The organism is Streptomyces sp. SLBN-31, from assembly GCF_006715395.1.
Classification (GTDB): domain Bacteria; phylum Actinomycetota; class Actinomycetes; order Streptomycetales; family Streptomycetaceae; genus Streptomyces.
Window position 1 is genome coordinate 1,106,249 of record NZ_VFNC01000002.1, and the last position, 14,421, is coordinate 1,120,669.

General features: G+C 68.8%; 10 protein-coding genes. 4 read left to right on the plus strand and 6 right to left on the minus strand.

The annotated features are described in order from the left end of the window. Nucleotides 1-214: 214 nt before the first annotated feature. From FBY22_RS25050 to FBY22_RS25065, 4 genes are read right to left on the minus strand one after another with little or no spacing between them, the layout of a single operon-like run. Nucleotides 215-1,183 carry an ABC transporter substrate-binding protein gene (locus FBY22_RS25050; RefSeq protein WP_142149538.1) on the minus strand — a complete coding sequence of 323 codons (969 nt, stop codon included), beginning with the start codon at nt 1,181-1,183 and terminating at the stop codon, nt 215-217. Between the two features lie 13 nt (nt 1,184-1,196). Next, on the minus strand, nt 1,197-3,209 hold the full coding sequence (locus FBY22_RS25055) for a proline/glycine betaine ABC transporter permease (RefSeq protein ID WP_142152508.1): 2,013 nt from the start codon (nt 3,207-3,209) through the stop codon (nt 1,197-1,199). Beyond that, nucleotides 3,209-4,297: a glycine betaine/L-proline ABC transporter ATP-binding protein gene (locus FBY22_RS25060; protein ID WP_142149540.1), complete on the minus strand. Its 1,089-nt coding sequence runs from the start codon at nt 4,295-4,297 to the stop codon at nt 3,209-3,211. Before FBY22_RS25060 ends, FBY22_RS25055 begins: the two co-directional genes overlap by 1 nt. A 20-nt stretch (nt 4,298-4,317) precedes the next feature. Next, nucleotides 4,318-5,787, minus strand: coding sequence for an aldehyde dehydrogenase family protein (locus tag FBY22_RS25065; RefSeq protein ID WP_142149542.1), 1,470 nt, complete (start codon nt 5,785-5,787; stop codon nt 4,318-4,320). Between the two features lie 217 nt (nt 5,788-6,004). Between FBY22_RS25065 and purU the strand changes: the two genes are divergently transcribed. Next, complete coding sequence (purU, locus tag FBY22_RS25070; RefSeq protein WP_142149544.1) at nt 6,005-6,886, plus strand: formyltetrahydrofolate deformylase; 882 nt, start codon at nt 6,005-6,007, stop codon at nt 6,884-6,886. Between the two features lie 74 nt (nt 6,887-6,960). Here the strand turns inward: purU and FBY22_RS25075 are convergent, their stop codons facing one another. Further along, nucleotides 6,961-7,797, minus strand: coding sequence for a methylenetetrahydrofolate reductase (locus FBY22_RS25075; protein WP_142149546.1), 837 nt, complete (start codon nt 7,795-7,797; stop codon nt 6,961-6,963). A gap of 3 nt (nt 7,798-7,800) precedes the next feature. Next, complete coding sequence (gene betA / locus FBY22_RS25080; protein ID WP_142149548.1) at nt 7,801-9,471, minus strand: choline dehydrogenase; 1,671 nt, start codon at nt 9,469-9,471, stop codon at nt 7,801-7,803. 329 nt (nt 9,472-9,800) lie between these two features. On the opposite strand from betA, the gene FBY22_RS25085 reads away from it, so the two are divergent. From FBY22_RS25085 to FBY22_RS25095, 3 genes are all read left to right on the plus strand, one after another. Continuing rightward, nucleotides 9,801-11,045 (plus strand): ROK family transcriptional regulator, encoded by a 1,245-nt coding sequence (locus tag FBY22_RS25085; protein ID WP_142149550.1) that lies wholly within the window; start codon nt 9,801-9,803, stop codon nt 11,043-11,045. An 11-nt stretch (nt 11,046-11,056) separates the two neighbouring features. Beyond that, nucleotides 11,057-12,901 (plus strand): glycoside hydrolase, encoded by a 1,845-nt coding sequence (locus FBY22_RS25090; protein WP_142149552.1) that lies wholly within the window; start codon nt 11,057-11,059, stop codon nt 12,899-12,901. A 247-nt stretch (nt 12,902-13,148) separates the two neighbouring features. Then, nucleotides 13,149-14,414: an ABC transporter substrate-binding protein gene (locus tag FBY22_RS25095; protein ID WP_174267261.1), complete on the plus strand. Its 1,266-nt coding sequence runs from the start codon at nt 13,149-13,151 to the stop codon at nt 14,412-14,414. Nucleotides 14,415-14,421 lie beyond the last annotated feature (7 nt).

The window sequence follows — 14,421 nt, forward strand, 5'->3', positions numbered from 1 at the left end:
CGCCGCACCTCCGGAATCAGAACCGTTCAGTTGCTTTCTGCGCAACGTGATTCAGGTTGCGCAACTCAGCGTGCCTTCCGCGCATGGGGGTGTCAAGAGGTCCGTGACGTCGGAAAACGGCGCGAAACACGCCCTGAACACGGCAATGCCCGGCGGGCGGTACGCAGAGCTGCGCACCGCCCGCCGGGCGTGTTCGACCGGCCCCGGGCCGGGCCTACTTGAGCCAGGCGTCCACCTTGTCCTTGTTGGCGTCGACCCACTTCTTCGCGGCCGCGTCGTCGGTCATCTTGTCCTGCGCGATGTACTTGGCGACGGTGTTCTGGTCCTCGTTCGTCCAGTTGAAGTTCTTCACCAGGTTGTAGGCGGGACTGCCGGACTTGGCGAACTTCGTGCTGACGATCTTGTCCAGGTTGTAGACGGGGTAGTCGCAGGCGATCTTCTCCGCCACGGCGTCGCAGCCGGTCGTGTACTTGGGCAGCGACACCTTCTTCAGCGGGACCTCGGACAGGAACCACTGCGGCTCGTAGAAGTAGCCGATGACCCACTTCTTGTTCTTCTCGGCGTCCCGGAAGGACTGGATGAGCGCGGTCTCGCTGCCCGCGTACACCACCTTGAAGTTCAGCTTGAGGTTCTTCACCAGGGCGGCGTCGTTGGTGACGTAGGACGGGTCGCCGTCCAGGAGCTGGCCCTTGCCGCCCGACTCGGAGGTCTTGAAGTTCGCGGCGTACTTGTTGAGGTTCTTCCACTCGAGGATGTCGGGGTGTGCCTTGGCCAGCCACGGCGGCACGTACCAGCCGATGATGCCCTTGTTGCCGGTCTGGCCGGCCTCCTGGGCGGTCTTCTGCTGGGTGATGTACTTCTTCTTCAGGTCGTCGTGACCCCAGTTCTCCAGGACGGTGTCGACCTCGCCGGTGCCGAAGCCCTGCCAGGCGATCTCCTCCTTGAGGTTCTTCTTGTTCACGGTGCAGCCCAGGCTGTGCTGGGCGACGTAGGCCACGACCGCGGCGTCGGCCTCGTAGCCCACCCAGGGGTTGACCGCGAGGTTGAAGTTGCCGCACTTGCCGGAGCTGCCCGCGTTGTTCGAACCCGAGGAGGTGTCGCCGACCTTCGCGCCGCCGCAGGCGGTGAGGGTGAGGCCGAGGACGGCCAGGCCGGCCGCGCCGGCACGCCAGTGTCTTGCCATGGTGTCCTGCTCCTTAAGCGCTCGCGCGTCGCGCCGCTGCCTGAGTGATCCGGTCGAACATGACTCCGAGCAGTACGATGGCGAGCCCCGCCGCCAGCCCCTTGCCGTACAGCTCACCCTGCGAGAATCCGGCCACGACGTCGTAGCCGAGGGCGCCCGCTCCTACCAGGCCGCCCACAACAACCATCGACAGCACGTAGATCAGGCCCTGGTTGGTCGCGAGCGTCAGGGCACTGCGTGACATCGGCAGTTGAACCTTGGTGATGATCTGCCAGGTGTTGCACCCGGCGGAGGTGGCCGCCTCCACGGTGGTCTCCGGCACGGCCCGGATCCCGTCCGCGATGATCTTCATGGCGACGGGCGCCCCGTAGACGACGGCGGCGACGATGGCCGTGAAGCGAGTGGCGCCGAACAGCGCGAGGAACGGCACGAGATAGACGAACGGCGGCATGACCTGGGCCGCGTCGAGGCTGGGCCGGATGACGCGGTCGACGAGCGCGCTGCGGCCCATCCACACGCCGAAGACGATGCCGAGGACCATCACCAGCACGGTCGCCACCAGCGTCGAGGCCAGCGTGGTCATGGCGTCCGACCACAGACCGGTGCCGACCAGCAGGCCGACGCACACGGCCGCCGTGACGCCTGCCTTCCAGCCGCCGAGCACCACGCCCAGCACGACCAGCACCGCACCCACCAGCCACCACGGGGAGTCGGTGAGCAGGGTCTGGAACGGGTTGAGCAGGCCGTTGGTGAGGGCGTCGCGGACGGCGTTGGTCAGGCCCGACAGGTGGTCCTGCGCCCAGTTGGTCGCGGTGTCGGCGGCACTGGCGATGTGGGTGCCCACGGTGCCGTCGCCGGGGAAGTCGGCCGCCCACAGGTAGGTGTGCGACAGGTAGACCAGGACCAGCGTGAGGACCGCGCCGGCGCCCAGCAGCGGCCGGCGCCACCTGGCGAAGCGGTCCTTGGCGTTGCGCGACGTCTCCTCGCGGGCGCTGGCCGCGGTGGTCACCCGGTCCAGCACGATCGCCATGACGACGATGGCGAGGCCCGCGTTGAAGGCCGTGCCCACGTCCAGCGACTGCAGGGCCTGGATGACGTTCGCGCCGAGTCCGGGAGCATTGATCAGCGCCGCGATGGTCACCATGGCCAGGGCGGCCATGATGGTCTGGTTGACGCCCATCACCACGGTCCGCTTGGACATCGGCAGCAGGACCTTCAGCAGCGACTGGCGGCGGGTGGCGCCGAGCGAGTCGGCCGCCTCGACGGTCGTCTTCGAGACGTTGCGGATGCCGTGCGCGGTGATGCGGATCGTCGGCGGGGCCGCGTAGATGACGGTGGCGATGGTGGCGGAGGCGCCGCCGATGAGGAAGAACAGGGTCAGCGGTGCCAGGTAGACGAAGGTCGGCATCGTCTGCATGAAGTCGAGGAAGGGCGTCACGACGCGGTTGAACCGGTCGGACAGACCGGCCCACACGCCGAGCGGGATCGCGAAGAGCAGGGCCACGAACACCGCCGAGAGGGTGAGCGCGAGGGTGTCCATGCTCGCCTGCCACAGACCCTGCAGCCCGAAGAAGGTGAAGCCCGCCACCGCCAGCAGCGCCACGCGCCAATTGCCGACGGCCCAGGAGACATAGCCGGCCAGGCCGACCACGCCGAGCCAGCCGATCTGCGGGACCGGGCGGCCGCCGGAGGGCTGGGAGATCAGGTGCTGGACGAAGGTCACCAGGTTGTCGATGACCAGCCGGATCTCGTTGAAGAAGTACAGGAAGAGCGGGTTGGAGTTGCGGTTGGCGCCGATGGAGTCGTTGAGGTCGTTCAGCCACTTGTGCAGACCGGTGAGGTCGGCCGCCGCCAGGGACAGTGTCTGCCTGCCGCGCAGTACGGCGAACAGCACCAGCCAGACGACCAGGACGGCGCCGACCACCATGGCCCGGCTGATCCTGCGGGTCTTCTCGACTGCGGCGGCGGGGACCGCCCTTTCCGCCGTCCCCGGTTTCTCGTCGGGTTTCTCGATGGTGACGGCCATCATGCGCCGCCTTCCTGCCCGGCGACCACGGAGAGAATCTCCTCGTCGCCGACGATGCCGAGCAGCTTGCCGTTCTCGACGACCTTGACCGGCTTGTGGGCGGCCAGCACCGTCCGGGTGGCTTCCTTCACGACCACGTCCGGGCCGAGCTCGGGGCCGTCCAGTTCGTCGCCGTCGGCCGGCGGGCGCATGATCCACCGCAGGGTGAGGACCTCACCGCGCGGTACGTCCTTGACGAACTCGCGGACGTAGTCGTCGGCCGGGGCGCCGACGAGTTCGTCGCCGGTGCCGCACTGGACCGTCCTGCCGTCGCGCATGATCAGGATGCGGTCGCCCAGCTTGAGCGCCTCGGAGAGGTCGTGGGTGATGAACACCATGGTCTTGCCGACCTCGTGGTGCAGCCGGATGACCTCGTTCTGCATGTCTCGGCGGATCAGCGGGTCGAGCGCGGAGAACGGCTCGTCGAAGAACAGGACGTCCGGTTCGCCGGCCAACGCCCTTGCCAGGCCGACGCGTTGCTGCATGCCGCCGGAGAGCTGGTCGGGGTAGGAGTGCTCGTATCCGGCGAGCCCGACCAGTTCCACGACCTCCATGGCGCGCCGGGTGCGCTCGGCCCTGCTCATGCCGCGGATCTCCAGGCCGAAGGCCACGTTGTCGACGACCCGGCGGTGGGGCAGCAGCCCGAAGTGCTGGAAGACCATCGAGAACTTGCGGCGGCGCAGCTCCCGCAGCCGGGCCGCGTCGGCGCCCCGGATGTCCTCGCCCTCGAAGACGACCTCGCCGGAGGTGGGCTCGATCAGCCGGGTCAGACATCGTACGAGCGTGGACTTGCCGGACCCGGACAGACCCATGACGACGAAGACCTCGCCGGGGGCGACGTCGAAGCCGACGTCCCGGACGGCGGCCGTGCAGCCGGTACGGTCCATGAGCTCGCGGCGGCTGAGGCCGCACAGCTCCTCGGACTCCGGCACCTTCTCGGCCTTCGGCCCGAACACCTTCCACAGCTTGCGCACGGAGATCACCGGCGTGCCGGCCGAGTCCTGGGGCCCGCCGCGCCGCTGCGGCACCTCGGTCTGTGTGGTGGTCACGTTCGACCTCATTTCGGCGTTCAGCCGCGGAACCAGTGCTGCGGCCGAGGTTGGATGTTCTGCCAGATGTGTTTGGGCTCGCGGTATTCGTTGAGGCCGGTAGGTCCCAGCTCCCGGCCCGTGCCCGAGTGCCCGAAGCCACCCCATTCCGCCTGCGGCACATAGGGGTGGTAGTCGTTGATCCACACCGTGCCGTGGCGCAGCCGCCGGGCGACCCGCTGGGCCCTGCCCGCGTCCTGCGTCCAGACGGCTCCGGCGAGGCCGTACTCGGTGTCGTTGGCGATGCGGACGGCGTCGTCCTCGCCGGTGAAGCGCTCCACGGTCAGCACGGGTCCGAAGGACTCCTCGTGCACGACCCGCATGTCCTGCCGGCACTCGTCGAGGACGGTCGGCGGGTAGTAGAAGCCGCCCGCGAGGGCGGGGTCGTCGGGCCGCTCGCCTCCGCAGCGCAGTACGGCGCCCTCGGCGAGCCCGGCGGCGACGTAGGCCTCGACCTTCGCAAGGTGCTGGGCGGAGATCAGCGCGCCGGTCTCGGCGTCGGAGTCGAAGGGGCCGCCGAGCCTGATGTGCCGGGCGCGGCGGACGACCTCGTCGACGAACCGGTCGTGCAGCGTGTCCTCGACGATCAGCCGGGCGCCGGCCGAGCAGACCTGGCCGGAGTGCAGGAAGACGGCGGTGAGGGCGAAGTCGACCGCCGCGTCGAAGTCGGCGTCGGCGAAGACGACATTGGGGTTCTTGCCGCCGAGTTCGAGGGCGACCTTCTTCACGGTCGCGGCGGCGGTGGCCATGATCCGCTTGCCGGTCTCCAGTCCGCCGGTGAAGGAGACCATGTCGACCGCGGGGTGTTCGGCGAGCGGGGCACCCGCCTCGGGTCCGGCGCCCAGGACGAGGTTGCCGGCACCCGCGGGCAGTCCCGCCTCCTCAAGGGCCCGCATCAGCAGGACGGAGGTGGAGGGGGTGAGCTCGCTGGGCTTGAGGACGAAGGTGTTGCCGGCGACGAGGGCCGGGGCGACCTTCCAACTCGCTTGCAGCAGGGGGTAGTTCCAGGGGGTGATCAGTCCGCACACCCCGACCGGCTCGTACTCGACGCGGCTGACGGCGTCGTCGCGTCCGGTGTCGATGACGCGTCCGGCGTCGGTGCCGGCGAGGCCGCCGTAGTGGCGGAAGCAGGAGACGACGTCGGCGATGTCGTACTCGCTCTCCACCAGCCGCTTGCCGGTGTCCAGCGACTCGGCGCGGGCGAAGTCCTTGGCGTCCCGCTCCAGGATGTCGGCGGTGCGCAGCAGCAGGGCGCCGCGCTCGCGCTCGGGGGTGCGCGACCAGGGGCCTTCGTCGAAGGCGCGGCGGGCCGCGGCGATCGCCGCCTCGGTGTCGGCGCGTGTCGCTTCGGAGACGGTCGCGGCGAGCGTGCCGTCAGCGGGACAGCGGATCTCGCGGCGGCCACCGGCCACCGACTCCCGCCATTCACCGTCCACATACAGGTCTGCCACGCGCCCAGCCCTTCAACCGAAATGCGTTGCGCATCGTGCACCGTATTGCTTGTGGTGGAACACCCTGGCGAATGTGAGGACATACGTCAAGGGGTCCGCCGATGACGATTCGGCAAGGGTCCAAAGGCCCCTTCTCTCTTGACCGAGAGTCCCGCAAGCCCGGACTATGTTGCGTATCGCTCACTGAGTTGTGCAATGCGCACCGACGGAGGCCGCCGTGTCCCCTAAGTTCCCTCGTCCGCAGTCAGGCCGCGAGTACGTCCTCACCCTCTCCTGTCCCGACAGCGCGGGACTGGTCCATGCCGTGAGCGGCTTCCTCGTCAGGAACTCCGGCAACATCCTGGAGAGCCAGCAGTTCGACGACCGGCTCAAGGGCCGCTTCTTCATGAGGGTGCACTTCGACGTTTCCGATCCAATCGCGGATCTGGAAACCCTGCGTTACCGGTTCGGCCCGGTCGCCGAGGCCCACCGCATCTCCTGGATCATGCGGGACGCCGCCACCCCGACCCGGACGCTCATCATGGTGTCGAAGTTCGGGCACTGCCTCAACGACCTGCTCTTCCGCCGGCGCACCGGGTCCCTGAACATCGAGATCCCGGCGATCGTCTCCAACCACCGTGACTTCGAAGGGCTGGCCGAGACCTACGGCGTCCCCTTCCACCACGTCCCCGTCACCAGGGACACCAAGCCCGAGGCCGAGGCCCGCCTGATGGAGCTGGTGCGCGAGCTGGACATCGACCTGGTCGTGCTGGCCCGCTACATGCAGATCCTCTCCGACGACCTGTGCAAGCAGCTCGACGGCCGCGCCATCAACATCCACCACTCCTTCCTCCCGAGCTTCAAGGGCGCCCGCCCGTACGAGCAGGCCTACGCCCGCGGCGTGAAGCTCGTCGGCGCGACCGCGCACTATGTGACGCCGGACCTGGACGAGGGCCAGATCATCGAGCAGGACGTGGTCCGCGTCGACCACTCCCTCGACCCCGGCGAACTGGTGACGGTCGGCCGCGACGTGGAGGCGCAGGTACTGGCGCACGCGGTGAAGTGGCACAGTGAGAGCCGCGTGATGGTCGACGGCAACCGCACGGTCGTCTTCCGCTGAGGCCGCGGGGCCCGTCCCCTGTATACGGCGGCCACAGGCCGTATACAGGGGACGGCGCGCGGGCGAGCGCGGCCTCAGCCGCCCAGCCGCTCCCGCCACGCCCGGCGCCAGCGCTCCGTCTCGGCGATCTGGTTGAAGGTGAACAGGTGCAGGCCCGCCACACCGGACGACGGTGCGGTCAGGGCCTGATCGGCGCGCTCCAGCAGGCGCTGCGGCGCGTGACCCGCGGGAGCGGCGAACCGCAGGAACCACGACGGGTGCCTGCGCAGGAACCGCGTCGACTCCCCCACGCCGATCTTCGTCGCCATGGCCAGCAGTTTGGCCCGCTGCACGGGCCCGGCGACGCCCACGTACAGCGGCAGTGTCACTCCCCGGCGCCGTACGCGCGCGATCCACTCCCCCAGCACCCGTGCGTCGAAGCACAGGTTGCTGACGATGTACGTGGCGTGCGCGCGCTTGTCCCACATCGACTGGACGGTGAGGTCGTCGTGGATGAGGGGATGGCTCTCGGGGTAGCCCGTGATGCCGACCCGGGCGAAGGGCGCGCCCAGCTCGCCGAGCCTCACCAGCACCGGCAGGGCGCCGTCGTAGGCCCCCGCCGGCGGATCGGCGTCGCCCGCCGGTACGAAGACGTCGTCGACGCCCGCCTCGCGCAGGCGCGCGACGACCTCCTTGAGGTGGACGTCGTCCCGCAGCAGCCGCGCCGGCACGTGCGGGACCACGCGGTAGCCGTGCGCGGCCAGCCGCCCGGCCAGTTCCAGGGTCGGCTCCAGTCCCTTGACCGGCGACGCCGTGACGGTGATCACGACGTCGTGCGGGACATGCGCGAGCACCTTCTCCTCCGTCGCCGCCGCGGGCAGCACCTCGTAGCGCACGTGCTCCAGCAGCGCGCGGAGCGCTTCGCCGGCCAAGGTCTACCCGGCCTGCTTCTGGGCGTCGCGGTGGCGGTAGTAGGCGGCCTTGGAGGCGGGCAGCGGCTCCTTGCCGAGGATCAGGTCGGCGGCCTTCTCGGCGACCATCATCACCGGCGCGTAGATGTTTCCGTTGGTGACGTACGGCATCACGGAGGCGTCGACGACGCGCAGGCCCTCGACGCCGTGCACCCGCATGCTGGCCGGGTCGACCACGGCCATCTCGTCGGTGCCCATCTTGCAGGTGCAGGACGGGTGCAGGGCGGTCTCGCCCTCCTTGGCTACCCAGGCGAGGATCTCCTCGTCGGTCTCCACCTTCGGGCCCGGTGAGAGCTCCCCGCCGTTGTAGGGGGCCATCGCGGGCTGGTTGAGGATCCTGCGGGCGACCCGGATGGCCTCGACCCACTCGCGGCGGTCCTGCTCGGTGGAGAGGTAATTGAAGCGCAGCGCAGGGTGCTCGCGCGGGTCCCGGCTCCTGATCTTCACCGAGCCGATGGCGTCGGAGTACATGGGGCCCACGTGCACCTGGTACCCGTGGCCGCCGGAGGGCGAGGAGCCGTCGTAGCGGACGGCGACGGGCAGGAAGTGGAACATCAGGTTGGGGTAGTCGACGTCGTCGTTGCTGCGGGCGAAGCCGCCGGCCTCGAAGTGGTTGGTGGCGGCGGGCCCCTTGCGGAACAGCCACTGCAGGCCGATGAAGGGTGCGCGCCACTTCGCCATGTACGGCTGCATGGAGACCGGCTGCTTGCAGGCGTACTGGACGTACACCTCCAGGTGGTCCTGCATGTTCTCGCCGACGCCCGGCAGGTCGTGGACGACGTCGATGCCGAGCGCGCTCAGCTCCTCGGCGTTGCCGACCCCGGAGAGCTGCAGGAGCTGGGGGGAGTTGATGGCGCCGCCGCACAGGATGACCTCTTTGGCGCGGACCTGCTGGGGGGCGCCCCTGCCGCGCCGGTACTCGACGCCGACGGCCCGCTTGCCCTCGAACAGGACGCGGGTGACGAGGGCGCGGGTGGTGACGGTGAGGTTGGGGCGCCTCATGACGGGCTTGAGGTAGGCCTTGGAGGCCGAGAGGCGGCGGCCGCGGTGGACGTTGCGGTCGAACTTGGCGAAGCCCTCCTGCCGGTAGCCGTTGACGTCGTCCGTGGGCGCGTAGCCGGCTTCCTCGGTGGCCTTCTGGAAGGCGGTGAACAGCGGGTTGGTGGCGGGGCCGCGCTCCAGGACGAGGGGGCCGTCGTGGCCGCGGAACTCGTCGTCCGGGTCGGCGGCGAGACAGTTCTCCATGCGCCGGAAGTAGGGCAGGCAGTGGGCGTAGTCCCATGTCTCCATCCCGGGGTCGGCGGCCCAGCGCTCGTAGTCCAGGGGGTTGCCGCGCTGGAAGATCATGCCGTTGATGCTGCTGGAACCGCCGAGCACCTTGCCGCGGGCGTGGTAGATGCGACGGCCGCCCATGTGGGGCTCGGGCTCCGACTCGTACTTCCAGTCGTAGAAACGGCTGCCGATGGGGTACGTCAGGGCCGCGGGCATGTGGATGAAGACGTCCCACGGGTAGTCGGACCGGCCCGCCTCCAGGACCAGCACCTTGTTCGCCGGGTCCGCGGAGAGCCGGTTGGCCAGTGCACTGCCGGCCGAACCGCCGCCGACGATGACGAAGTCGTATTGCAGGGGAGCCATGGTGCCTCGTCTCCTCGCGCCGTAGATACGCGAGGCATGCTAATACCGGTATCGCTATACGCACTAGGTTGCGACCCACGCAACTTGACGGCGCCGAGCCGGCGAAACGATCTCCACCCCGACACCGGCCCCGCACCCAGGGGTGGGGGCTTATGCTTACGGCCACGGCGGTCAACCCGGCAGGTCCGGGTTTTTCAACCCTTTCCCAATCCCTTGTCGAAAGTCCCCCGCAGGCCATAGCCTTGCGCCGCGCCGGTGCTGGTGTTCACTGCCGACCCGGCCGGGACCGGCCTGGGAAGGGATGGGGACGAACGTCAGTGAAGACTCCAGTGAAGCGCACATCGCGTGACATCCGTACCGCGAACCGCTACGAGGTGCTGCGCCAGATCATCGCCGAGTCTCCCACCTCCCGGCAGGAGCTCGCGGCCGCCACCGGCCTGAGCCTGGCCACGGTCGCCACGCTCGTCGGCGAACTCCTCGACCTGCGGATGATCACCGAGGTCGGCTTCGAGGACTCGGCCGGGGGCCGCCCCCGCGGCCTGGTGGCCGTCAACGCGTCGGGGGGCGCGTTGATCGGCGTCGACATCGCCGAGACCTACGTCCGCGTCGAGCTCTTCGACCTCGGACTGAACGTCCTGGCCCGCGCCATGGAGGAGATGCGGCCCGGCGAGAACCGGCCCGAGCAGGTCGTCGGCCATGTCGCAGCGGCCGTCGGCGCCGTGGTCACCCAGGCCGGTGTGGAGGGCGCCCGGGTGCTGGGCGTCGGGGTGAGCGTGCCCGGCCAGGTGGACCGCGCGACGGGCATCTCGGAGTACGCGCCCAACTGGGACTGGCACGACGTGCCGCTGCTCGACCTGCTCTCCGAGGTCATCGCCTATCCCCTCTACCTGGACAACCCGCTGCGCGCCTGCGCGGTGGCCGAGCTGTGGTTCGGGGCCGCGCGCGGGCGCAGGGACGCCGTGGTGGTGAACCTCGGCACCGGGGTGGGCGCCGGCCTGATCCTGGACGGCGCGCTGCACCGGGGAGTGAGCAACAGCGCCGGCGAGTGGGGGCACAACACGATCGTCCTGGACGGCAGGCTGTGCCACTGCGGCAACCACGGCTGCGTGGAGACGTATGTCGGGGCCCCCGGAATCATGCTGAACCTGCGCGAACTCAGCCCGCGCAGCACGCTGTTGCACCCCGAGGACCAGACGGCCACCATCGACGCGCTCGCCGCCTCGGTCGCCGTGGCCAACCCGGTGGCCGTCAAGGTGGTGAGGGACACGGCCCGTTACCTCGGCGCGGGCATCGCCAACCTGGTCAACCTGTTCAACCCCGAAGTGGTCGTCCTGAGCAGCTGGGTCGCCAAGAAGCTGGCCGAGCCGCTGCTGGACGAGGTGCGCGCCGCCGTGGGGCGGCACGCGCTGAAGCGGCCGATGGCCGCCACCGAGATCGTCCTCTCCCCCATCCCCACCGACCCGGTGTGCCTGGGCGCGGCCACGTTCGCGCTCGAAGGGGCCCTGCAGTCGGTGAGCCAGAGGACGGGCAGACGCACCACCCCCGCAAGGAGCCGTACCGCACCACCTTCATGACGACGGAAGGGATGCACGTGACTCACCCCCACCGCAGGAGATCGCTCCTGCTGACGGCCGCGGCCGCGCTCGCCGTCACCGGCCCCCTGATATCCGCCCCGACCGCCTCGGCCGCCACCCCCACGGCGGCCGAGGTCTCCCCCCATGCCGCGCAGACCATCGACGACATCGGCGCGTCGGGCGCCTGGTGGGTCAATGATCTCCAGCACTTCGAGCCCGGGGTACAGGCCCGGGTGGCGAAGCTGCTGTTCTCCAAGCAGGGCCTGGCCCTGTCCTCCTACCGCTACAACATCGGCGGCGGCGGAGTCGCGGTCACCACCCCGGCCCGCGCCGCCGAGGACTTCCTGAACCCCGACGGCTCCTACGACTGGAGCAGGGACAAGGGCGGCCGGACCTTCCTCACGTACGCCTCGGCATACGGCGTCAAGGACCTGATCGGTTTCGTCAACAGCGCACCCGCGCAGTGGACGACCAACGGGCAGAGCTGCGGCGGCCAGTTGAAGGCCGAGAACGAGGGCGACTTTGCCGAGTACGTCGCCGACGTCACCGACCACTTCGCCCGCCACGGCGTGAAGCTGGACTACATCAGCCCCTTCAACGAACCCGACAACGACTTCGGTTCGTGCGGCCAGGAGGGCATGAAGGTCACGGTCGACCAACGCGACGACATCGTAAGGGCGTTGGGCGCCGAGCAGCGGGCCCGCAAGCAGAAGACGTCGATCATCGCCGACGAGTCCAGCCAGACCACCCAGTTCGTCTCCGAGCTGCCGCAGTGGATCTCACAGCCGGGGACGCAGCAGTACGTGTCGGCGCTCGCCCACCACACGTACAACAATCCGAACGACGGTCAGCTCGCCAACGTCCACGAGACGTCGAGGACCGTCGGCCAGAAGTCCTGGGCCACCGAGATCTGCTGCTTCGGCAAGGGATCGACGGGCTGGAACCAGGAGTACGACCCGAGCATCGACAACGCCCTGCTGATGTCGCGGATCATCTACAAGGACTTCGCGAGCGCCCACGACTCCGCCTTCCAGTGGTGGGTGGCCCTGGCGAGCGGCTACGGCAGCGACCCGTACACGAGGAACGACACCGGCTGGAACGACGGCCTGGTCTACTACGACCCCGACTACGCCACGAACGGCAACCAGAGCCTGTACTTCACCAAGCGGTACTACGCGCTCGGCCAGTACAGCAAGTTCGTCCGGCCGGGGTCGGTCGCGCACAACGTGACCGGGGCGCCGGACGGCGTCGAGGTCTCGACGTACGACCGGAACGGCACATGGGTCGTCGTGGTCAACAACCACAACGCCACCGACACACCGCTGAGCCTGCACTTCAACAGCAAGGCGCCGGTACGGGCCACACAGGCCGTACGGACCTCGGCGACCGAGGACTGGGCCAAGGTCGACAAGCCGTCGGTGAGCGGCGGCACGGTTTCGGCGAACCTCGCCGCGCGCTCCGTCACGACGTACGTCCTCGACCAGAGGGGTCACGGCAGTACGGCCGTCACGGGCGCCTGGCAGGGCAAGCAGTCCGGCAAGTGCCTGACCGCGGGCGCCACGGGAGCCGCCATCAGCACCTGCACGGGCGGCCCGGAGCAGTCGTGGTCGTACGACGGAAAGGGCGCCCTGAAGGGCGTGAACGGCTATCTGACAGCCGGGAGTTCGGGGCTGACGACGACCTCCGACTTCACCGGTGACCCGACCCAGCGATGGCTGCTCAACGCCAACGGCCAGATCATCGGCGAGGCGTCCGGCAAGTGCCTGGACGTCAGCGGGCAGGCGACCGCCGACAGCAGCAAGGTGATCCTCTACAGCTGCAACGGCGGCGGCAACGAGGCGTGGTTCAGGCAGTGATCATGTAGCGCTCGCCGTTTTCGAGGGCCGCCGGCCAGCCATGGCCGGGCGGCCCTCACTTACCTCAACTCCCGTGGAAAGTACCCGCGTTCGGCATGCCGAACGGCAGACAACGTTTCGCGCAGACTTCGTCCAACCCCTTGCCTAAGCCCTGCTCGAAAGCTTAGCGTCCGGCCCTGCAATCACATTCGAGCCACCGGGCGCTGAGCCGCAGAGCCGCAGCCGCACTCGAGACAAGGACGTCAGCATGTCGGCATTGAGCAACGACAACTTCTCCCGCCGGTCCCTCTTCCGGGCCGCCGCGGGCATGGCCGCCGCCGGCACCCTCGCCGCGTGCGGCAGCAACAACGGGCGCGGCGGGAGCGGTGGCTCCGGCACCCAGCTCGTGCAGTACTTCCACGCCTACGGCGAGGCGGGCACCGAGCAGGCCATCAAGCGTTACGCGGCGGCGTACAAGAAGGCCGGCGTCAGCACCAACTGGATCACGGGCAACAACTTCGAGGCGAAGCTCTTCTCTGCGCTGCTCACCAAGCAGGCCCCGGACGTCTTCGAGTTCCACCCGCAGCTGCAGATGGTCAAGAGCGGCCAGGTGGCCGACCTCAGCGACCTCATCGACCCGGTCAAGGACGACTTCAACCCGAACGACATCAAGTCGCACACGGTCGACGGCAAGATCTACGGCATCCGGATGATCGACGACCCGCAGTTCTTCTATTACCGGAAGTCGATGCTGGAGAAGGCCAAGGTCGAGGTCCCGACCACGCTGGACGAGCTGCTGGACGCCGCCGCCAAGCTCACCACCGACAAGGTCAAGGGCGTCTTCCTCGGCAACGACTTCACCGCGATCCAGAACAACCTGATCTTCTCGGCCGGCGCCGAGACCCTCGACGCGAACAACAAGATCGGCTACCACACCGACGGCGTCGTCGAGGGTCTGAAGAAGCTTCGGACCCTGTTCACCAGCGGCCACGTGCTGCTTGACGCCCCGACCGACTTCTGGGACCCGTCCGCGCTCAACCAGGGCCTGTGCGCGATCCAGTGGGGCGGCATGTGGTCCATGCCCGCCATGCAGAAGGCGCTGGGCGACGACCTCGGCATCTTCCCGTTCCCGAAGATCGGCAGCGCCGGCAAGCTGTCGGTCTACAACGGCGGCTGGTCGATCTTCGTCAACGCCAAGGGCAAGAACGTCGACGCGGCCAAGGAATACGTCAAGTGGCTGTGGATCGACCAGAAGAAGTACCAGGAGGACTGGGCGCTGTCCTACGGCTTCCACATCCCGCCGCGCACCTCGACAGCCCAGTCCGCCACCAAGCTCAAGTCGGGCCTGCCCGCCGAGGCGGTCAAGCTCTTCACCGACTACGGCCACTTCGACAACATCGGCTTCGACCAGGTGATGATCACCGCGTTCAACGACGTGATCGCGTCCTCCGTACGCAAGAACGGCAACCCGGAGGCGGCGCTCGACGCCTGCGACAAGAAGGTCAACGTCGAGCTCAAGAAGCTGTTCGGATAGGCCGCCG

Coding starts and splice junctions, on each gene's coding strand:
- FBY22_RS25050 (WP_142149538.1), bottom strand. CDS start 1,183: ATGGCAAGACACTGGCGTGCCGGCGCGGCCGGCCTGGCCGTCCTCGGC.
- FBY22_RS25095 (WP_174267261.1), top strand. CDS start 13,149: ATGTCGGCATTGAGCAACGACAACTTCTCCCGCCGGTCCCTCTTCCGG.
- FBY22_RS25090 (WP_142149552.1), top strand. CDS start 11,057: ATGCACGTGACTCACCCCCACCGCAGGAGATCGCTCCTGCTGACGGCC.
- FBY22_RS25055 (WP_142152508.1), bottom strand. CDS start 3,209: ATGGCCGTCACCATCGAGAAACCCGACGAGAAACCGGGGACGGCGGAA.
- betA (WP_142149548.1), bottom strand. CDS start 9,471: ATGGCTCCCCTGCAATACGACTTCGTCATCGTCGGCGGCGGTTCGGCC.